The organism is Pseudomonadota bacterium, assembly GCA_039196715.1.
GTDB lineage: Bacteria > Pseudomonadota > Gammaproteobacteria > CALCKW01 > CALCKW01 > CALCKW01.
This window is the reverse complement of sequence record JBCCUP010000003.1, coordinates 101,801-122,045: the sequence shown is the minus strand read 5'-3', so window position 1 is coordinate 122,045 and position 20,245 is coordinate 101,801. Positions and strand designations below refer to the sequence as shown.

The following is a 20,245-nucleotide window of genomic DNA, read 5'->3' as shown; positions in this document are numbered from 1 at the left end:
GCACGGTTTACTTATACTCTGAGCAACCACGGTGGATCGGGTGTCATCTTTGAAATCACGACTCATTGCGACGGGGTTGGCACTGATTCTCGGCGGTTGCGCCGGTGGGCCCTCGTCGGCGCCTGAACGCGATCCCGCAGTGGTAGAGGGCCCGGGCTCGCGCTTGTACAACGCGGTCATGGCGCATTTCGCGACGCGCGAGGACACCGATCTCGACTTCACCGAGCACCACTTCGCCTACACCGACCTCAACAACGACGGTGATCTCGATGTGGTGGTGCTGCTGACCGACGAGAGTTGGTGCGTGGGCGACAGCTGCACTGCGATGATCTTCGTCGGCGAGGACGACGCGGTCCGCCTGGTCAGCAAACTCTCGCTCGTCAACGGCCCGATCGCCCTTGGTGACCTGGTCAATGACGGCTGGCGTGACATCTACGTCCGCCTGCCCGGCCGGTCCAGGTTGACCATGGCACGCGTCGGCTTCAACGGCAGCGAGTACCCGAACAGCCCCAGTCAGTGGGGCATCGACACGGTCGACGGTTTTGGCCCGGGAAGGCTGCTGCTGTCCGGTGGCACCGCGTTCCAGTCACTGTACGCCCAACCGTCCATCGCCGGTGCACGCACCACCCAGGTTGCGGACGCGGGTGAGTCCAACGCAGCCGACATGGCGGCGTTGATGGCGGAGACCGACGCGCTGCTCGAGGGCACGCAGGTGGCTGCAATCGAACCGGCCAAGCCGATTGCGTCGGCCTCGACAGGCACGCGTGACCTGGCGTTTTCCGGCCGTTATTCCTGGGGGCCGGGTGAGGCCTTCTTTCGGCCCTGCGGCGGGTCGAGCTTGTACTGGGTCGAAGCCGAACCGGGTGTGTTTGCCGACCTGGACGCGCAGTACCGACAAATCGCCACCATGCAATACGATGACGTCTTTGCCGTCGTGCAAGCCCGGCGCCTGCCGCCGGCGGCCGAAGGCACGGGCAGCTTCTACGATGGCGTGCTGATGGTGTCCGCCCTGACCACCATGGAAGCGCTGGACGGCGAGAGCTGCAGCCGCCCCTGAGTCCCGCGGCACTCAAATGCGACGCAGATCGGCAGCGGCCCAGGCGCGCGGCAGGTAGTAGTCGACGATTGCGGGCGGGTAGCCGATGATCTCGACCAGGCGCCGGCGGCACTCGGCCTCGTTGGCGCCCCGCTCTCGCCAGACGGGCACGCGCTTGCTGAGTGTCTCAACCTGTTCGCGCGGCGTGATGATCCAGGTGTCCTGCGGTGTCTCGCCAAACCAGAACGTGGCCTGCAGGTTTTCCAGCGCGGCCGGCTTCATGTAGAGCATCAGCGACAGCACCCGTTGCGCGCCGTGCGTTTCGAGCAGCTGCTGCGAGAGAAAGTTCATCGTGCCGCCGTAGTCACCGAGGTCGTCGATGACCAGCACGGTCCGGCCCTGAACCGGTACCGAGACGGGGTGGTCGACAATCGGTTTGTCCAGGCGTTCGCCTGGACCGGCATACAGAGACACGCCGACCGTGCCGAACTCCAAGGTTGGCTGGTTGGGGTCCGGCATTTGCACCAGGTGGTCGTAGAGCAGGACGCTAGGCAGCAGCCCGCCCATCGTGACCATGAGGGCGACGTCGATGCGGTTGTCGTCGTTTCGGTGCGCGTGTTGCCAGGCGTGCACCTGGCGCGCGAGTTCGAAACACGCGGCGGCCTCGACGGCATCGGGCACGAGCAGAAAGCTGAGCTCGTCGTCGGGCACGGACACGCCGACGGGTCGGCGCCAGAAACCGAGGTCGATGGCGCCACTCTGGCGCTGGATTTCCTGCCTGTACAGGTCGCTCAAGGCCCGGTCTCCGCTCAGCAAGGGTGGGAGCATAAGGAGTTCCCCTGAAGAACTCCAGCCAACGGGCCGGTCTAAGCCCTCTGCCGTAGTCGCGCGTATGGCGTGGCTGAACGCCACCGGTACACTGATGACATGAACATCACAGAAGCTCAGCCCGCCCCGCCCAGCGCCGCCGGTCAGGCCGGGCTTGCGGCCGTTCTCGCCCTGTTGGCCGTGGTCTGCGCCTGGGCAGGTGATCAACTCGCACTCCAGCACCACGAGCAAATGCTGTTCTGGCCAATCGGCGCCGTGTCGCTGCTTGCGATGTGGTGGCTGCCCTGGCGACTCGCGGTACCGGTCGTGCTCGCCGGGCCGCTGGTCAACGGGTGGCTCATGGACCACACTGCGTCGATGCTCGCCGGGCGTGTGGTCGGCGCCTGCGCAACCGGCATGATCGGCGTTGCACTCATGCGTGCCGCCGGCGTGAAGCGGCTGTTCGGATCGGTCTCGGAGGTGCTCTGGTTTCTCGCGCTCGCGGTGTTCGTCGCCCCGGGGATCTCCGGTGGGCTGTCGATCGGATTGATGTGGCAGCTCGACGGCATGCCCACCGCGCAGTGGAGCCTGTTCTGGTGGGTGTGCTGGGCCACGGAAGCGATCGCAATACTGCTGATCGTGCCACTCGCCAAAGGGCTGCGGCAGCCCCCGGCGTGGCCGGGCCGGTACGAGTGGATCACCCTCGCTGTGGTGGTGGTGCAATCGGCCGTGGTGTTCGACGACCTGCTGCCCGAGCGCTTCGCCATGGAACTGCCGCTCGCGTTTGTCGCCTACCCGATCCTGCTCTGGGCCGCGTTCAAGGTCTCGATGCGTTGGCTGGCGCTCCTGCTGGCGGTACACGCCGCCTTTGCCCTTTGGGCCACAGCTGCCGGTATGGGGCCGTTCACGCGCGGTTCGACTGTCGAGAACCTGCTGCTGTTGCACGGCAACCTCGGGTTGCTCTCCTGCACCACACTGCTGCTGACCTCGGCGCTCGCCGAGCGGCGCGACGCCGTGATGCGCTTGCGTGAAAGTGAGACGCGCTACCGGCTGATCGTCGAGAACCAGTCGGAGTGTGTGTGCAAGCTTGACGCTGCGGGCAACACCGTTTTTGCCACGCCCAACACGCACCGCTGGCTGCCCACCCTGGAGGGCGGCGGAGCGGCGGCACTCAATTGGCTGTGTGATCAGGCCGGCGAGACCCCGGCGCAGGTCTGGCGTGCACTGCGCGCCGGTTCGCGTGTGGAGCTGCAAAGCGAAAACGACGGTACCTGGGTGCAGTGGCAGCTCTCGCCGATCCTCGAGCAGGGCGAGCTGGTCTCGGTCATCGTGGTCGGCAACGATATCAGTGCGCAGCGTGTTGCGCAGGAGGAGGCCCGTCAGCACCTGGACGACCTCACGCACCTCGGCCGCCTGAGCGACATGGCGCAGATGGCCGGCGGCCTCGCGCACGAGCTCAACCAACCGCTCACAGCGGTGATCACCTTCGCCCAGGCGAGTGAGCGCCTGTTGCGGGACAACCCGGACGCCGCCGAAGCACGTGGTGCGATCAGCCGCACGGTCCACAACGCCCAGCGGGCGGCCGAAATCATTCAGCACATGCGCGAATTCGTGCGCAAGTCGCCGGCGGAGCGCGAAACCCAGGCGCTCGACAAGCTCGTTCAAGAGGTGTTCTCGCTGCTGGCCTTCGAATCCCGCAAGAGCCGCGTGGCGCTGATGCTCGACGCGCCGAAGCAGCGCATCCTGGTCAGCGTGTCGCGCGTGCAGATCCACCAGGTGCTGGTCAACCTGGTGCGCAACGCCATGCAGGCCATGGTGCAGGCCGACACCTACGAGCCCCGCATCACCGTGCGGATCCGACTGCAGGACGGCAGCGCGCTGATGGACGTGCGCGACAATGGCCCGGGTTTGCCCTCCGGCTCGCGCAACGCGGTGTTCGAACCCTTCCGTTCGGAAAGCCCGAACGGTCTCGGCCTCGGATTGAGCATCTCGCGTGCTATCGTTGAAGCGCACGACGGCGACCTCAACTTCGTCGATGTGAGCAGCGGCTGCTGCGCGCGCGTGCGGTTGCCGGTGGCTGACCAGCGTGGTCAACAGCGGATCGCCAGTTAGGGGACACACATGACCGATCCGATGCCGTCCGTGACGGTGCACATAGTCGATGATGAGGCCGACATCCGCGACGCCCTGGCGCTGCTGCTCAAGGCCGAGCGCTACTCGACCCGCGAGTATGACAGCGCCGACGATTTTCTCGCGCGCTACGACGGCAGTGACAGCGCCCATGCAGTGGTGCTGATGGACGTGCGCATGCCCGGCACCAACGGGCTCGCGGCGCACGAGCAGCTGCGCGCGCGGCACGTTCACACGCCGCTGGTGTTCATGAGTGGCCACGGTGATATCGCCATGGCCGTCAAGGCCATCCAGAAAGGCGCCTTCAGCTTCCTGGAAAAACCGTTCAACGACAGCGACTTGCTCGATGTCGTCGCCGAGGCGAGCGAGCAGGCCGAGCGGGCCAGTGCCACCGCACACGCAACCGCGGACGCACAGCGCAGCCTCGACAGCCTGACGGCGCGTGAGCGCGACGTGATGTACGGCGTCTGTGCCGGCCACGCCAACAAAGTCGTCGCACGGCAGCTCGGGCTGAGCCCGCGCACCGTCGAGATCCACCGCGCGCGTGTGTTCCACAAGTTCAACGTGGATAATGCGCAGCAACTCGTTCGTCAACTCATGGCCGCCAACCTCCTGGACCAGTGAGCATCGGCGTTCGATCGGAGACGCCATGCACCGATTCGATGGAGACCTGACCCGGCAAGAGGGCTTGCCCGACGCGGCAATCGAGCGCGCCGTGGCCCTCTTGCGCAACGGCCGACTGCACCGCTACCAGACCGGTGACGCCGAGAGCGAGGCAGCGGCGCTCGAGCGTGAATTTGCGGCCTGGCAGGGCGCGCCCTATTGCCTGGCGTGCACGTCCGGTGGCTACGCGCTGTTCCTCGCGCTCAAGGCCTACGGGCTGACGGCCGGCCAGCGCGTGCTGACCAACGCCTACACCCTTGCACCGGTCCCCGGTGCGATCGTGCACGCAGGCGGTGAGCCGGTGTTGGTGGAGTGCGACGGCGACACCGTGATCGACCTCGCAGACCTCGAACGCAAGATCCAGGCGTCCGGTGCCCGTGTGCTGATGCTGTCGCACATGCGCGGTCACCTGGTTGACATGGACGCCTTGATGGCCCTCATCAACGCGCACGGGGTCGACCTGATCGAAGACTGTGCGCACACCATGGGGGCCCGCTGGAACGGCGAGCGCAGCGGCAACTTCGGGCTTGCTGCGTGTTTCAGCACCCAGACCTACAAGCACATCAATTCGGGCGAAGGCGGCCTGCTGGTGACGCGGGATGCGGATTTGCTGGCTCGCGCAACCGTCTTGTCCGGCTCGTACATGTTGTACGAGCGCCACGGCGCGGGACCGGACGCCACGGCCTTTGCCGGGGCCCGGTACGAGATGCCCAACTGCTCCGGACGCCTCGATGAGCTGCGTGCCGCTATCCTGCGACCGCAGCTGCCCGCGCTCGACGCCCAGGTCGACCGGTGGGCGCGGCGCTACCGTGCGATGGAAGCGGTGCTGCAGCGCGACCCGACGCTGCGCTTGCGCACCCGGCCCGACGCCGAACATTTTGTCGGCAGCTCGTTGCAGTTTCGGCTGCCGAGCTTCGACCGCGACGCGTGTCAGGCGTTGGTCGCGGCCGCGCGCGAACGCGGTGTCGAGCTCAAGTGGTTCGGTGCCGAGGAGCCGCACGGGTACACCAGTCAGCACAGCTCGTGGCGGTACATGGCCACGCAGACCCTGCCAGAAACCGGCCGCGTGCTGTCGACCCTCTTCGATCTGCGCATCCCGCTGACCGTGTCCGAGGACGACTGCCGTCTGATCGGCGAGATTATTGCCTCCTGTGTCGAGAGCGTGTCGCCCTAGCGCGGTGTGACACGCCAGCCCGGACAGTCGGGCCCGCGCACGGGCCCGCAGCGAGCCCCTGATGGGGATCGCACCCACCCGCAACGCCCGGCACGGACCGGCCGGCGTCGCTGGGTGGATCGTGCCCGGGTTGTCCTGGCGCACCTGCGCCGACGACCAGCGCGTCCGCGATCAATCAGGAGGATGAACGTGAAAGCGAATCGAACGAGTCGGCACCTGCTGGGTGCCCTGAGTGTGCTCATGGCATCGGCCCCGGTGCTGGCCACCGACCGGGTCAATGTGGCGTACTTTCTCGAGTGGGCCACACCGAATCAGATAGCCAAGGTCGAACGCGCGTTCGATGACGCGATGGGCGTCGAGGTGATCTGGACCAACTTCGGCAACGGCGGGGCCATGACCGAGGCGATGCTCGCCGGTGACATCGACATTGCCTACAGCCAGGGTCTCACGCCGTTTGCCAACGCCGTCAACGCGAACGCGCCGATCAAGATGGTCGGCGTTGCGGTTGCCTATGGCGCCGCTGACGACTGCATCGTGCGCGACGACGCCGGCATCGGCAAGCGCAACGCGAACGAACTCGAAGGCCGCACGGTGGCGGTGCCGCTGAACACCATGGCCGATTTCGGTTTTCGCATGACGCTGCAGACCCTTGGCGTCGACGCCAACGCGATCACCATCGTCGACCAGGACCCGGCGGATGCCGCGGTTTCGCTGGTGGACGGCAGCGTCGTGATGGCCTGTGGCTTCGGTGAGAACTCGCTCACTGCCATGCGCGAAGTGGGGCAGCCGCTGTTGTCGGCCGAGGAGAAAGCCGCGGCCGGCATCACCAGCTTCGACATCATCTCGGTCACCGAGTCCTTCCTGCAGGACAACCCGGACCTGGTGCGCATCTTTCTCGAGGTCACGAACGAGGCCAACGCGGCGTTCGCGGCGGACGACAGCAAGATCGACGTGATCGCCGCCGATGCAGGCATGACCGTCGAGCGTACCCGCACGCAGATGGCCGGGTTTGCGTTCCCGAGCGTCGAGGAGCAGCTCAACGACTACTTCAGTGACAACGGGCTCGCGTTGAGCATGCTCAGCTTCATGGGAAAGATGTTCGCGACCGAGCAGCACCCCGCGCTCGATGACTACAGCGTCACGATCGACACCGACTACCTGCGTTGAGCCTGCAACGTGTCGCAGTGTGTTCCTGCACGACGCCGGTGATTCGCTGACCGCAACGACCTCATGGACCTTCAGAAGTCTGCCATTGGCCTCGTCTTCATCGGCCTGATCGTGCTCCTGTGGTGGAGTGTCCGTCAGGGCCGTCGAGAGGCGCCGATCAAGCTCGTCTTCGGCAACCCGGCACGCACCGAAGGCGGCGGCCACTGGGTGGTGTGCGGTGTGTCCAGTCTGCTGTTGGTGTGGCTCACCTTCTCCTGGGACGCCGCGCGGGTGTTCCTGCCGCAGGCGGCCAACGAGCTGTGTCAGGTGGCCAAGGTCGAGCACGCTTTCAGGCCCTTTGCCAGCGCACTCTCGCTCAGCGGTGAACCCTACAAGTCGACGCAACTGCTGCAGCGCAGTCAGCGGCAACTCGACGCTCTGGCCGAGCTTGGCGCGTCGGCGGACGCGCCAGCGCAGGCACGACAGCGAGATTTGCTCGCCCGGGTGCGCTCACTGTTGCTTCAGCAGGCTGACCCTGATCGGGTCACGGCGGCGACACGCGAGCAGATCTCAGCGCTCGCATTGACCCTCGAGAATGCAGCCACGGCACTCGTCAGCCCGGTCTACCGGGTGATTGTCGACGACGCCGAGCGCGCCCGCGCCGCGGCGCAACCGGCCTGGGGCGCCGGTCCCACCGAGATTCCGGTCCTGCCGGAGACCGAGCGTGGTCGCGTGTTCGCAGCGGTCAGCCGGGTGCTCGACAGTGCAGCAACGCAGTTCATTGCGTTGCGCAACACCTCAGCTGCGCGGGAAGCCGAGGTGTCAGCCTTGCGCGGTGCGCTCTCTCGCGCGTCCGAGTCGGCAACCGTGGCCGCCGACATCGCCTGGTACAAACAACTGAACAACGTGCTTCGGCGCGTTGACGACCTCAGTGTGTTCCCCACGGACACGCTCGCACCGCTCCACCGTGCAGCGCAGACGCTCGAGCAGGCCAAAAGCCGGGCCGAGGGCAGTTTGCGCTGGATTGACGCCCTGGCGTTGCCCGGCGGCACCATCGTCGCGGGCAACAGCGCCTGCAGCGAGCAGGGCTCCGGCCGCTGGTTGCCCAAGCCGTCCGACACCCTGGCCACCTTCCTGCGCATGGTCGACCCGCGGATCGGCTACAAGGGACTGCCACTGCTCTGGGTGGAGTGGAAGCCCGCCAACGAGCTGGTCGGCGTGCTGTTGCCTGACGGGCTCGCGGCACTGGTGCCAGGTGCACTGCCAACCCACGCGGCAGACGGTTCGGTACCCGCCACAGCCAAAGGGCGTGCGGTGGCGATCGTGACCGGGCAGTTCGAGGCCGTCTCGGTGCCATGGCCGACCGGACACCTCTGGGATTCCCTGGTCAGGGTGTTGTTCGGCCTGGTGATGGGTGTCGTGCTCGGCGTGCCGCTCGGGCTGGTCATGGGGCTGTCGCGCGCGGCCAAGGGCTTCTTCGACCCCTTGATCGAGCTTTACCGGCCCGTGCCGCCGTTGGCGTGGGCACCGCTGATCCTGACGGTGTTCGGCATCCACGATGACGGTAAGGTGTTCCTGCTGTTCATGGTGGCCTTTGCGATCATGGTGGTGTCGGCGCGCACCGGTGCGACCGGGACACAGTTGTCAAAGGTGCACGCGGCCCACTCGCTCGGCGCATCGCATTGGCAGATCCTCCGGCGGGTCATCCTGCCCAACGCCCTGCCGGATATCCTGACCGGCGTACGCATCGCCGTCGGGGTGTGTTGGGGCACCTTGGTGGCGGCCGAGATGCTGGCCGGCACGACCGGGCTGGGCTTTGTCGAGAACGTGGCGCGCAAGCAGTCGGACTACGAAGTGATCTGGGTCACGATCATTCTGCTCGGACTCATGGGGCTCGCCTTTGATGTGGTGATGCGTGCCGTTATTCGGCGCGCAACGCCCTGGCGCGGCCAGGGCTGAGCCCGGGCGCGTGCAACGCGCTGCCTCGGAGTGTCAGCCTTTTGTCGTTCGGCCGCCCGATGCTTTATGCTTCGACTGGCGCCTCACCCCGCGATCTTGCCCGGGTGATTGCAGCGCTGGCGACCGACCGCAATGCAGCAGATCCTGACGATAGAAACGTCCGCGACGCAACGCTATGTGCTCAACAACACACTCGAGGCGGCCGGCTTTGCCGTGATCGGTGCCGAGAGCGCGGACGTCGCCGAGGCCGCGCTGACATCGCGTCTGCACGACGACGGCGCAGCCCTTGAAGGTGTGGTTTTGAGTTGGCCGGATGCGCCGAACGATGCGATGCAACGCGTCATGGCTCTGCTCGAGCTGCCCGATCACCACGACCTGCCTGTGATGGTGCTGAGCCAGGCCAAACGCACGGGCGCGCGCGCCTGGGTTGACGGCCGCGCGCGCGCTCGGTTGATGGACTGGCGCCAGCAACGCTACGTCGGCGAAGCCTTGCGTCGCCTGCTCGGCAGCGACACGGTCGCTGTCGCCGAACAGGCCGCGAACGACGGCGGGCTCAGTGTGCTGGTGGTGGACGATTCGCCAAGCATCCGCCTGGCCTTCGGTGACCTGTTGCGCTTGCAGGGCTACCGCGTCGACGTGGTCTCCAGTGCGCGGGAGGCCCTCGAGGCGGTGTCCACCTCGACCTTCGACATCGCGGTCGTTGATTTCTACCTGGGCGAGCAGACCGGCGACACGCTGATCCGCAAACTCATCAGCGCGTCGGAGGGTCGGCTCGCCTGTGCCGTGCTGACCAGCAACTACGCCGACCACATCATCCAGCAAAGCCTGTCTGCCGGCGCGGTGGCGTGCCTGTTCAAGAGCGAGCCGGGCGACCTGCTGCTGGCGCGGCTCGAAGGCATCGGTCGCCTGGTGTCCGAGCAAGCCCGGTTGCGGGGTCGCATCGCGTCATTGAACGCCCTCGTGCACGCCGTGCCCGCGACCTGGTTGTACGTCGACAAGCACGCCGGGCTGATCGATCTCAGCACGTCGGCGCGGCGCCATCTGGCACTCGATGTCGACTGGACGCCGACGTCGGGCACCCGCCTCGACGGCGTTCACCCCGACCTCGCCGGCCGCACCGGCAAGGCACTCGCGGACGCGGTGGCCGCTGGCGAACCCGCGGACGTGGGCGGCTGGAGCTGCCGGCCGTTGGCGGACGGCGGGGCCGCCATCGTTCGACACGACGCCGGCCTCGAGGGCGGACTGCAGGCCGAGGCGGGGCTGCAGTTCAGCGTGCTGCTGCTGGCGTGCGAATTTGCGTTGGCGTCCGGGGCGTCCGCGAGTGTCGCCGCCAATCCGAGCCTGGTGTCGGTGCTGACACAGCGTTTGCAGCAGCGTGTGATCCAGGCGGACCGGCTCGCGTACCTCGGACACGGCCTCTACAGCATCGTGATTGCCCACCGCACGGCTGCCAGTGGCATTGTCGCGGCGCGCCAACTCATGCTGACGGTCATGGGCATCGGGCAGAGCCTTGGCAAGGTCGACCTCTACAGCTTCGGTGCGCTTGTCTCCTCGAGCGGACCCAATGCAAGGGACATCGATCTCATCAACCGGGCCCGTGACGGTGCGCGCAAAGCCCGTGAGCACGGCCGCAATCGCCTGTATATTGCGGCAAGCGGTGTGGTCTTGCGTGCGGATCCGCGTGCCGTCGACTGACGCCGTTCCCGATTTCCCCTCTGTCCTGTGTGACTCTCCGCTATGCGCTGGATCGTGACCGCGTCCCCTCAGGTCAGGCTGTTGTGTGTGATGGCCGCTGCGATGCCGATGGCGTTCAGCACCTGGATGGTGGTCATCAACAACTTTGCGGTGGAGCGCGCGGCCTTCTCGGGCGCCGAAATCGGTATCCTGCAGTCGCTGCGCGAGGTGCCAGGCTTTCTGGCTTTTGCGGTGGTGTTGCTCTTGCCGTTCATTCGCGAGCAGAGACTCGCCTTGGTGTCATTGGCGCTGCTCGGCGTTGGCACGGCCATCACGGGCCTCTTTCCAAGCGTGCTCGGTCTGTACCTGACGACCGTCATCGCGTCGGTCGGCTTCCACTACTACGAGACCGTCAACCAATCGCTGCAGATGCAGTGGCTCGACCGCGGCCGGGCCGGTGCGCTGTTCGGTCGGTTGATGGCGGTCGGCGCGCTGTCAGGCCTGGTGGCGTACGCCCTGGTCTTCGCCGCCACCCACTGGTGGGGCGTGTCGCTCGCGTGGGTGCTGGCCGCCGGCGGCCTTGCAACCCTCGCCGCGGCGATGTACTGCGGTGCGGCATTCGACCAGTTCGAACCGACCGTGCCGCAACGCACCACGCTGGTGTTGCGCAAGCGTTACGGCTTGTACTACGCGCTGACCTTCCTGTCGGGTGCGCGTCGCCAGATCTTCATTGTCTTTGCGGCGTTTCTGATGGTCGAGAAATTCGAGTTCAGCGCCTCGGCGGTGGCACTGATGTACCTGGCAAACGGAGCACTCAATTTTCTGATCGCGCCCCGACTCGGCGCCTGGATCGACCGGGTGGGGGAGCGCCGGGCGCTGACGGTCGAGTACGTTGGCCTGATCGTGGTGTTTGTTGCCTACGCGTTGGTCGAGCACGCGGCGATCGCCGTGGCGTTGTTCATCATCGACCACGCGCTGTTTGCGCTCGCCATCGCGCTGAAGACCTACTTTCAGAAGATCGCAGACCCGGCGGACATCGCGCCCACTGCGGGCGTGGCGTTCACCATCAACCACATTGCCGCTGTCGGCTTACCTGCGGCGCTCGGTTTTCTCTGGGTTGCCGGCTCGGCCAGCGTAGTCTTCCTGATCGGTGCGTTGATTGCAGCCATGTCACTGCTGCTGGCGCAACTGGTGCCGTCGAAGCCGGATCAGCGTACCGAGATCCGACTGCCCGCCGGCGTGTTGGCGCGACTGCGCACCTGAGCACGGACTCACTGCGGTGTGGGGTGGGGCGTCTCGGGCCGAGAGAGCAGTGCTTGCATCGCTTCTTCGATACCGCGCGGCGTCAACGGAAACATCCGCGATTGCATCTGCTGGTTGATCAATCGGGTGCTGGGCATGTGTTGCCAGTAGGCCTCGGGTTCGGGATTCAGCCACACGGCGTGTGGAAATTGGTTCAACAGGCGTTGCATCCAGACGCTGCCGGCTTCCTCGTTCCAGTGCTCCACACTGCCACCGGGCGCGGTGATCTCGTACGGGCTCATGCTCGCGTCGCCGACGAAAATCAGCTTGTAGTCGCGGCCGTAGGTGCGGATCAGCTCGAGGGTGGGTTGCGTGTCAGCACGACGGCGGCGGTTGTCGCGCCAGAACGCCTCGTACACGTAGTTGTGAAAGTAGTAGTGCTCGAGGTGCTTGAACTCCGAGCGCGCGGCGGAGAACAGCGTTTCGCAGTGCTTCACGTGGGCATCCATCGACCCACCGATGTCCAGACACAGCAGGACTTTGATCGCGTTGCGGCGCTCGGGCATCATCTTGACGTCCAGCAGTCCCGCCTGCTCGGCCGTGGCCTTGATCGTGCCGTTGAGGTCGAGCTCGTCTGCCGCACCCTGGCGAGCGAACTTCCGCAGCCGGCGCAACGCCATCTTGATGTTGCGGGTGCCGAGTTCGACGGTGTCGTCGAGGTTCCTGAACTCGCGCTTGTCCCACACCTTGACGGCGCTGCGGTTGCGACTGGCGTGTTGCCCCATCCGCACCCCTTCCGGGTTGGCACCGTAGGCGCCGAACGGTGACGTGCCGGCCGTGCCGATCCACTTGTTGCCGCCCTGGTGCCGCTCGTTCTGTTCTGCCAGGCGCTCGCGCAAGGTGTCCATCAGCGCGTCGAAGCTCTCGGCCTTGGTCAACGCAGCCAGCTCTTCTTTGGAGAGCAACCGCTCTGCCCCGGCCCGCAACCAGTCGTCCGGGATCGCCTGCATGAGGTCGGCGAACACCGACTCGACCCCGGCGAAGTGGTCTCCGAAAATGTGGTCGAAGCGGTCGTAGAAGCGCTCATCCTTGACCAGACACAGGCGCGCCACACCGTAGAAGCTGTCGATATCGGGCTCGATCACACCGGCCTTCAAGCAATCGTGCAGGGCCAGCAACTCGGTCAGGCTGACCGGGATGCCGCCGTGGCGGAGCTTCTGGAAGAGGTCGACGAACACGGGCTCAGCGGCCGTTGCGTTTGTTCAGAAACATCACCCGCTCGAACAGGTGCACGTCCTGCTCGTTCTTCAGGAGCGCGCCGTACAGGGCTGGCATCAGGCTGGCGTCGTCGTTGCCGGCACGCAGCTTCTCGACCGGGATATCCTCGGCGAGCAGGAGCTTGAGCCAATCGATGAGCTCCGACGTCGAGGGCTTCTTCTTGAGACCCGGGGTGTCGCGGATGTCGAAGAACAGCTTCAGGGCGTTGGACAGCAGGTCGGATTTGATGCCCGGGTGGTGCACCTCCACGATTTTTGCCAGCGTGTCGGCGTCTGGAAAGCGGATGTAGTGAAAGAAACAGCGCCGCAGGAACGCGTCGGGCAGCTCTTTCTCGTTGTTGGACGTGATGATCACCAGCGGACGCGTGACAGCGGACACGTGCTGTTGAGTCTCGTGCACGAAGAATTCCATGCGGTCGAGTTCCAGCAGCAGGTCGTTCGGAAACTCAATGTCGGCTTTGTCGATCTCGTCGATCAGCACAACGCTCGGCGCAGGCCGTTCGAAGGCGTCCCACAGCACGCCTTTGACGATGTAGTTGGCGATATTGTGGACCCGCTCATCGCCCAGTTGCGAATCGCGCAGCCGAGACACCGCATCGTACTCGTACAGCCCGTGTTGTGCCTTGGTGGTGGACTTCACGTGCCACCGGTGCAACGGTCGACCGAGCGAGCGGGCCACTTCCTCGGCCAGTTGCGTCTTGCCGGTGCCGGGCTCCCCTTTGACCAGCAATGGCCGGCCGAGTGTGAGTGCGGCGTTGACCGAGGTGCTGAGCTCCTCGGTTGCAATGTAGGTGTCGGTGCTGGCGAATCGGGATTCGAGGGTCATTGGGGCAACGGGCCGAGGCTGAGAGAGGGGTGATGGCGGTGGCAGGCGGTGTGCGCTGGCGCCGCCCGGGTCATTCTCACCCGTCTGGCCCCGTTTGTGCACGATTTTAAATAATTGTTGAGCAAAAGTTACAAATTTGCGGGTTTGGCGCGAGAACAGCCCGTTTGCGGTCTTGATATGCAGCGGTGCATACGTTAAGTATGTGGTCAGGCTGCGTGACCACCTCGCTCTCCCAGCGCACTGCGCGTGCGGAGCTGCGTGACGTCGATTCAGCCCTGGTGCCGAGTGGTTTCCGCTCCTCGCACCAGTGTGAAGACCGCGGACTGGTCTGTCGATGTACACATTTGACAAAGGACTTAACTTGCCATGCAAAGTGATGACATGCCAGAAACGCTCGTCCGGTCGCCCCGTCAGCCGGCGTTGACGCCACTGGCGCTGGACGATCAATTGGCATTCCTGTTGCGGCGATCGCACCAGCACCTGACCAGCCTGTTCCAGCAGATGATGACGGTCAGCCAGCTGACCTCGCCTCAGTACAACGCACTGCTTCGGTTGCGCGAGCAGGGTCGGGTCTCGCAAAACCAACTCGGTCGCCTGATCGACATGGACCCGGCGACGACGCAGGGTGTCGTCACGCGGCTGGTGCAGCGCGGTCTGATCGAGCGCGTTCCGGACGAGGTCGACCGCAGGCGTGTTCAGCTCACCCTGACAGAGTCGGGACACCAGACCATGCTCGAGGCGATGGTCGTCGGGCAGGACATCCAGGAAAAAGCGCTGGCCGATTTCTCGGAAGAGGAACGCGCCGAACTTCTGCGGATGCTGGCCAAGCTCACCCGCTGACCCGACACCCCGAGCCCGCGCGGTTGCGCTGACGCACAGCACGGCTGCGGTCGGGTTCAGTTGTCGATCAATACCACGGCGTTGGCGAGCGTCTTGGCGTCGTTCGGCCCCGCGGGTGCGGCGTCCGCGAGCGCCGTCCCACACAGCGCCACTGCATCGCACAAGCCCACGTGCAACTCCTGTCGCTTTACGCGCGCGACCAGCGCGTTCACCGCCCGCTGCCAGGTGGCCGGGCTCACGCGGCCGTCCAGACCCACATCGGCGAGAATTTCGACCCGCCGCTCGTCGAGGCTGACGAACACCATCACCCCACAGCGGTGCGCTGTGCGGTGCAGGCCGAGGCGGTGAAACTGTTCAACGGCGTGCCGGCGCACGCGCTCACGTTGCAGCGCAGGGGGCCAGAGCGCGCGCAGCAGCCCGGGCCACTGTGTCAGCGCGAGCAGCGCCACGAACAGCGTCAGCACCTGGGTGGAGTACAGCGCGGCTGCCGAGCCGTCGAACCACCACCAGACGAGGGCTGGCAGGCACAGCGCAGCCACCGCAGCGAGGGCGAGCGCATCCTGGAACGGACTGCCGCAGCGGTTGCTGACGACCAACACCAATTCTGCTTCGGTGTTCGTCTCGACGGAGGCCACCGCCGACTCGAGGTCGGCGCGTTGCGCTGCCGTCAGGTCCACCACCTGCACTACCATCCGCCCGACGCGCCTCCACCGCCGAACCCGCCGCCGCCGCCGTCGTTGTCCCCTGGGCGGGCATTGCGGTTGCCGTGAAACGGGCTGCGCGCTTCCGGGTCGCTGTCGTCGACGTGTGTTGGTTCAAGCACGCCAGGGTGCCCCGGTGGCGGAGGCGTGGCGCCCCCCGATCCGGCTGCGGCTGCGCGCTGGCCGCGCAAGAAGACCGCACCGCCCGCGATCAGTCCCGCGGCAACACCGAACAGCCACTGGCCGCTGATGGCATTGATGACCATGGCCGCGACGCCGGCGGCGATCAGCGTGCCGATGACGTGTGTGCGGCGACGGCGGTCGAGGAAGTGCGTGGCTGCAAACAGGGCCGCGAACACCAGCGGGATGGCCATGGTGTGGCCACTGCCGCCGCGATCGACGCGGGGCACGGCGGTGTTTTGCAACCGTGTCAGCACCGCGTCGACACCGTCACGCGTGCCGCCGTCGAGGTCGCCGACCCGGAATCGCGGCGTCATCGACGTGGCAATGATGTCGGCGGCGTCGCTGTCACGCAGGGTGTCTTCGAGCCCGTAGCCAACCTCGATGCGCACGCGCCGTTCCTCGGGCGCGATCACGATCAGGACGCCGTTGTCTCGCCCGGACTGGCCCAGGCGCCATTGCCGCGCCAACCCGAGCGCGTACTGGCCGATGTTCACCCCGTCGAGGCCAGGCACCGTGACCACCGCGACCTCGTCTCCGACGCGGTCCCGGTGTGCCTGCAGGGCCTCGGTGAGCCGGGTACGCGTGCTGAGAGACAGCACGTCGGCGGCGTCCACGACCGGGCTTGTGTATTCGGGGTAGGGTGCGGCGTTGGCCGGTGCGGACGCAAGCCACAGCAGACACGTCAGCAGCGACAGGCACCGCGCAAGGGCGCGAGCGACCACGGTGGTGGACAGGAGCGAGTGGGCATACACGGCATTCGGCTCGTCGTCAGGACAGCGTGCTAGGGTCGCACGACCGTCGGTTCGATGGTCAAATCTATACCAAATGTCACGCGCACGGAATCGGCGATGCGTTCGGCGAGTGCCAGCACGTCGAGGCCGGTCGCCCCCCCGAGGTTCAGCAGCACGAGGGCCTGATGCTCGTGGACGCCTACGGCCCCGTCGCGAAACCCTTTCCAGCCGCACTGCTCGATCAACCAGCCGGCCGACAGTTTGTACTGGCCATCCGCCTGGGGCCAGTTCGGCAAGTCCGGGTGGTCGGCCAGCAAGCGCGCGCGGGTCTCGCCCTGGACCAGCGGGTTGGTGAAGAAACTGCCCGCATTGCCGATCTCGCGCGGGTCCGGAATGCGCGCGCGCCGGACCGCCACGACCGTGTTGAATACGTCTTCAGGTGTGGGCGAAACCGTGTCCTGCAGGGCCTTGCGGATAGCCGGGTAGTCGAGCACTGGCTGCGCCGTGGTGTTCAGTTTCAACCACACGCGGCTGATCAGGAAGCGCTCCCGCCAGTGTTGTTTGAAGGCGCTGTCCCGGTAGCCGAAGGCACAGGCCTCGGCGTCGAGCGTCACGGCGCCGCCGTCCTCCCGGTCAATGGCTTCCAATTGGACAAAGCGGTCGGAGAGCTCGACACCGTACGCACCGATATTCTGGATAGGCGCCGACCCGACGGCACCGGGTATCAGCGCCAGGTTCTCGAGACCGTGCCACCCTTGTTCAAGGCAGTGTGTCACCAACGCGTGCCAGTCCTCACCCGCGCCGACGCGCAGCACCACACTGCCGTCCGGGTGAGCCTCGTGTTCGATGCCCTTGATGCCGATGTGCACGGTCAACCCGGGCGGTTGGCCGGCAAAGACGGTATTGCTGCCCCCGCCCAGTGCGCAGAGAGGTTGGCTGTTGTCCGAACACCACGCCAATGCCTCGCGCAAGTCGTCTTCGCTGCCTGCGCGTGCGAAAAACGCCGCACAGATATCGAAGCCGAAGCTGTTGTGCTCGGCGAGTGAGTAGGCGGATTCAATCAGCACGGTTGGCGGGCAGCGTTTGCTCGATGGAGGCGTAACGGGCCAGCAGAAACAGCCCGCGCGACAGCATAAACGCGCTGAACGCGAACCACAAACCGTGGTTCTGCCACGCGGGGACACAGAGAAACAGCAGCCCGGCGTAGAGGGCGCAGGACAGCAACATCGCGTTGCGCAGGGTGGCCGTGTGGGTGGTGCCGAAGTACACGCCGTCCATCTGAAAGGCAAGCGCACCCAGCACCGGGGATACCACAAGCCAGGGCAGGTAGCGCTCTGCCGTCTGCAAGACCTCAGGCAGGTCGGTCAGGGCAGCCAGCGCGGTTGGACCCAACACGGCGTACACCGCCGAGATCACCACCGCCGTGGCCATCGACCAGGCGGTGCCGAGTTGGACACGCTCGCGCAACAGTTTGCGGTCTCGGGCACCGTAGGCGGTACCGGCCTGCACTTCGGCCGCGTGTGCGAAGCCGTCGAGGGTGTAACTGACCAGTATGAAGAAATTCATCAACACGCCGTTGGCCGCGAGCGTCGTTTCGCCGAAACGCGCACCCAGCACAGGCAAGGTGTAGAAACACCCCACGATGCAGGCCGAGCGAATCAGGATATCGCGGTTCACCAGCAGCAAGCGCGGCCAGCCCGGTGCGCGGCGCAGCACGGTCAGTGGCGGCCGTTGCACGCTGCGCTGATGCAAGGCACGTCGGAGCACCCAGACGCCGGCGGCGCACGCGAGGATTTCACTGACCGCGCTGGCGATGGCGACGCCAGCGACATCCCAGTGCAGGACGGTCACCAGCAGGATGTCCAGCGCCACATTGCAGCCGTTGAGCAGCAACTGAACAAGCAATGCAAGGCCGGCGCGCTCGAGTGATATCAGCACGCCGAGGATGACGAAATTGGCGAGCGCCGCAGGTGCGGACAGCAGTCGCGGGTAGAGGTAGTCCGGCAGCAGCGCCGCGACCTCGCCTTGCGTGCCGCTGACCCACGCAGCCGCGGCGACGATCCCGGGCGAGGCGAGGGCGATCACCGCGCCAAGCAGCAGCCCGAGGGCGAGTGCGCGGTAGCTGACCAGACCCAGCTCGTCCGCATCTCCGGCGCCAGAGGCCTGGGCGACCAGACCGCCGGTGCCCATGCGCAGGAAGCCGAACAGAAAGAACACCAGCGACACCGTCGCGGCGCCGAAGGCCACGGTGGCAAGGTAGCGGGCGTCGCTGAGGTGGCCGACCACCGCGGTGTCGACCACGCCGACCAGGGGCACACTGAAGTTGCCGAGCATCACCGGCCCGGCGATTCGCCAAATGTCTCGGTGCTTGGCGAAGCCGGGCATCGGTGTCTCGTGTGCGGGCAGCGGGTGCCGCCCGGTCAAGGCGTCGCGGTCAGCTCGGCCGGTTGACGGATACGCCCCTCAGGCCAGGGTCGCGTCAGTCGGCCGATTGACTGCTGTTCGGGCGGCCGATGCAATGGTACCGGACCCCGTGTTGTGCGAGCACACCGGGTTCGAACATGTTGCGTCCATCGAACACGTTGTTGGTGCTCATCGACTGCACGATGCGCGGCCAGTCCGGGCTGCGGAACTCCCGCCACTCGGTGTTGATCACCAACGCATCCGCGCCCTGGACAGCGTCGAGCGCGGTGCCCATCAGTTGCAGGCGGTGCGCGTCGTCCGGGTAGAGGTGGCGCGCCTCGTTCATGGCGATCGGGTCGTAGGCCTTGATCGTTGCACCGCGCGCCCAGAGCGATTCCATCAGCACGCGGGCAGGCGCTTCGCGCATGTCGTCGGTGTTCGGTTTGAACGCCAAGCCCCAGAACGCGAAGGTCTTGCCGCTGAGGTCCTGGCCGAACTCGGTGTCGATCTTGGCTTGCAGCACGCGTTTCTGGCGCTCGTTGACGTCCTCCACTGCGGCCAGCAACTGCGGCTCGTAGTCGTTTTCCCGCGCCGTGGCGACCAGAGCCTTGACGTCTTTCGGAAAGCAGGAGCCGCCGTAGCCGCAGCCGGGGTAGATGAAGCTGTAGCCGATGCGGGGATCAGACCCGATGCCGATGCGCACTTTCTCGATGTCTGCACCGAGCCGGTCGGCGAGGTTCGACAGCTCGTTCATGAAGCTGATCTTGGTCGCCAGCATCGCGTTCGCAGCGTACTTGGTCAGTTCCGCGGACCGCACATCCATGAAGATCAGCCGGTCGTGGTTGCGCACGAACGGCCCGTACAGCTCGCGCATCACACCGGTGGCGTGCGCATTGTCGGTGCCGACGATGATCCGATCGGGCTTCATGAAATCGCCGATCGCCGCGCCTTCTTTCAGGAACTCGGGGTTCGACACCACACTGAAACCAACGTCCACACCGCGCTCGGCTAAGGCAGCCTGCACACGTGCGCTGACGCGGTCGGCCGTGCCGACCGGCACCGTCGACTTGTTGACGATGATTCGGGGCTCAGTCATTCGACTGCCTATGGTTTCGGCCACCGCGAGCACGTACTGCATGTCGGCCGAGCCGTCCTCACCCGGCGGGGTGCCGACGGCGATGAACTGCACCTCGGCGTGCGCCACGGCCCGGTCCATGTCGGTGGTGAAATCCAGCCGTTGCATCTCGACGTTGCGCGTGATGACGTTGTCGAGACCGGGCTCGAAAATCGGAATGTCGCCTTGCTTGAGTCGGGCCACCTTGGCCTCGTCGATGTCGACGCAGAGGACGTTGTTGCCAACGTCCGCGAGGCAGCTGCCGGTGACCAGACCAACGTAGCCAGATCCATAAATCGTGATGTTCACAGTGTTCCCGAAGTGTGGTTCGCGCGAGGG

General features: G+C 65.9%; 17 protein-coding genes. 9 read left to right on the top strand and 8 right to left on the bottom strand.

Annotated features, from left to right (window positions below):
* Positions 1–49: 49 nt before the first annotated feature.
* Positions 50–1,057 (top strand): hypothetical protein, encoded by a 1,008-nt coding sequence (locus tag AAGA11_02650; protein MEM9601740.1) that lies wholly within the window; start codon positions 50–52, stop codon positions 1,055–1,057.
* 12 nt (positions 1,058–1,069) lie between these two features.
* Here the strand turns inward: AAGA11_02650 and AAGA11_02645 are convergent, their stop codons facing one another.
* A complete protein-coding gene (locus AAGA11_02645; protein ID MEM9601739.1) occupies positions 1,070–1,831 on the bottom strand; it encodes a phosphoribosyltransferase family protein in 762 nt (253 codons plus the stop codon).
* A 132-nt stretch (positions 1,832–1,963) separates the two neighbouring features.
* On the opposite strand from AAGA11_02645, the gene AAGA11_02640 reads away from it, so the two are divergent.
* The 7 genes from AAGA11_02640 to AAGA11_02610 all read left to right on the top strand — a co-directional run bounded on the left by AAGA11_02640 (position 1,964) and on the right by AAGA11_02610 (position 11,852).
* Positions 1,964–3,955: an ATP-binding protein gene (locus AAGA11_02640; GenBank protein MEM9601738.1), complete on the top strand. Its 1,992-nt coding sequence runs from the start codon at positions 1,964–1,966 to the stop codon at positions 3,953–3,955.
* A 9-nt stretch (positions 3,956–3,964) separates the two neighbouring features.
* Complete coding sequence (locus tag AAGA11_02635) at positions 3,965–4,597, top strand: response regulator (protein ID MEM9601737.1); 633 nt, start codon at positions 3,965–3,967, stop codon at positions 4,595–4,597.
* 25 nt (positions 4,598–4,622) lie between these two features.
* Entirely contained in the window at positions 4,623–5,810 is a 1,188-nt protein-coding gene (locus AAGA11_02630) for an aminotransferase class I/II-fold pyridoxal phosphate-dependent enzyme (GenBank protein ID MEM9601736.1), read from the top strand.
* Positions 5,811–5,999: 189 nt separating this feature from the next.
* On the top strand, positions 6,000–6,977 hold the full coding sequence (locus AAGA11_02625; protein ID MEM9601735.1) for an ABC transporter substrate-binding protein: 978 nt from the start codon (positions 6,000–6,002) through the stop codon (positions 6,975–6,977).
* A gap of 63 nt (positions 6,978–7,040) precedes the next feature.
* The gene (locus tag AAGA11_02620) at positions 7,041–8,915 is read left to right on the top strand and encodes an ABC transporter permease (protein ID MEM9601734.1); all 1,875 of its coding nucleotides are present in this window, start codon (positions 7,041–7,043) and stop codon (positions 8,913–8,915) included.
* A 132-nt stretch (positions 8,916–9,047) separates the two neighbouring features.
* On the top strand, positions 9,048–10,610 hold the full coding sequence (locus tag AAGA11_02615) for a response regulator (protein MEM9601733.1): 1,563 nt from the start codon (positions 9,048–9,050) through the stop codon (positions 10,608–10,610).
* A 42-nt stretch (positions 10,611–10,652) separates the two neighbouring features.
* Positions 10,653–11,852 (top strand): MFS transporter, encoded by a 1,200-nt coding sequence (locus AAGA11_02610; GenBank protein ID MEM9601732.1) that lies wholly within the window; start codon positions 10,653–10,655, stop codon positions 11,850–11,852.
* 8 nt (positions 11,853–11,860) lie between these two features.
* Here the strand turns inward: AAGA11_02610 and AAGA11_02605 are convergent, their stop codons facing one another.
* Both AAGA11_02605 and AAGA11_02600 read right to left on the bottom strand, forming a co-directional pair.
* Positions 11,861–13,069: a VWA domain-containing protein gene (locus tag AAGA11_02605; GenBank protein MEM9601731.1), complete on the bottom strand. Its 1,209-nt coding sequence runs from the start codon at positions 13,067–13,069 to the stop codon at positions 11,861–11,863.
* Positions 13,070–13,073: 4 nt separating this feature from the next.
* Entirely contained in the window at positions 13,074–13,934 is an 861-nt protein-coding gene (locus AAGA11_02600; protein MEM9601730.1) for a MoxR family ATPase, read from the bottom strand.
* Between the two features lie 366 nt (positions 13,935–14,300).
* On the opposite strand from AAGA11_02600, the gene AAGA11_02595 reads away from it, so the two are divergent.
* Positions 14,301–14,774, top strand: coding sequence for a MarR family winged helix-turn-helix transcriptional regulator (locus AAGA11_02595; protein MEM9601729.1), 474 nt, complete (start codon positions 14,301–14,303; stop codon positions 14,772–14,774).
* A 56-nt stretch (positions 14,775–14,830) separates the two neighbouring features.
* Here AAGA11_02595 and AAGA11_02590 read toward each other — a convergent pair whose 3' ends face one another.
* From AAGA11_02590 to AAGA11_02570, 5 genes are all read right to left on the bottom strand, one after another.
* Entirely contained in the window at positions 14,831–15,466 is a 636-nt protein-coding gene (locus AAGA11_02590; protein ID MEM9601728.1) for a TPM domain-containing protein, read from the bottom strand.
* A complete protein-coding gene (locus tag AAGA11_02585; GenBank protein MEM9601727.1) occupies positions 15,460–16,410 on the bottom strand; it encodes a TPM domain-containing protein in 951 nt (316 codons plus the stop codon). The genes AAGA11_02590 and AAGA11_02585 overlap by 7 nt, the downstream gene beginning before the upstream one ends.
* A 29-nt stretch (positions 16,411–16,439) precedes the next feature.
* The gene (gene murB, locus AAGA11_02580) at positions 16,440–17,456 is read right to left on the bottom strand and encodes a UDP-N-acetylmuramate dehydrogenase (GenBank protein ID MEM9601726.1); all 1,017 of its coding nucleotides are present in this window, start codon (positions 17,454–17,456) and stop codon (positions 16,440–16,442) included.
* Entirely contained in the window at positions 17,446–18,774 is a 1,329-nt protein-coding gene (locus AAGA11_02575) for an MATE family efflux transporter (GenBank protein MEM9601725.1), read from the bottom strand. Before AAGA11_02575 ends, murB begins: the two co-directional genes overlap by 11 nt.
* A gap of 94 nt (positions 18,775–18,868) precedes the next feature.
* Positions 18,869–20,215 (bottom strand): UDP-glucose/GDP-mannose dehydrogenase family protein, encoded by a 1,347-nt coding sequence (locus AAGA11_02570; GenBank protein ID MEM9601724.1) that lies wholly within the window; start codon positions 20,213–20,215, stop codon positions 18,869–18,871.
* Positions 20,216–20,245: the final 30 nt, after the last annotated feature.

Bases quoted from the DNA above. Each gene is read 5' to 3' on its own strand.
- AAGA11_02615 (MEM9601733.1), top strand. From the start codon at position 9,048: ATGCAGCAGATCCTGACGATAGAAACGTCCGCGACGCAACGCTATGTG.
- AAGA11_02635 (MEM9601737.1), top strand. From the start codon at position 3,965: ATGACCGATCCGATGCCGTCCGTGACGGTGCACATAGTCGATGATGAG.
- AAGA11_02620 (MEM9601734.1), top strand. From the start codon at position 7,041: ATGGACCTTCAGAAGTCTGCCATTGGCCTCGTCTTCATCGGCCTGATC.
- AAGA11_02595 (MEM9601729.1), top strand. From the start codon at position 14,301: ATGCAAAGTGATGACATGCCAGAAACGCTCGTCCGGTCGCCCCGTCAG.
- AAGA11_02590 (MEM9601728.1), bottom strand. From the start codon at position 15,466: ATGGTAGTGCAGGTGGTGGACCTGACGGCAGCGCAACGCGCCGACCTC.
- AAGA11_02640 (MEM9601738.1), top strand. From the start codon at position 1,964: ATGAACATCACAGAAGCTCAGCCCGCCCCGCCCAGCGCCGCCGGTCAG.
- AAGA11_02575 (MEM9601725.1), bottom strand. From the start codon at position 18,774: ATGCCCGGCTTCGCCAAGCACCGAGACATTTGGCGAATCGCCGGGCCG.
- AAGA11_02610 (MEM9601732.1), top strand. From the start codon at position 10,653: ATGCGCTGGATCGTGACCGCGTCCCCTCAGGTCAGGCTGTTGTGTGTG.
- AAGA11_02600 (MEM9601730.1), bottom strand. From the start codon at position 13,934: ATGACCCTCGAATCCCGATTCGCCAGCACCGACACCTACATTGCAACC.
- AAGA11_02630 (MEM9601736.1), top strand. From the start codon at position 4,623: ATGCACCGATTCGATGGAGACCTGACCCGGCAAGAGGGCTTGCCCGAC.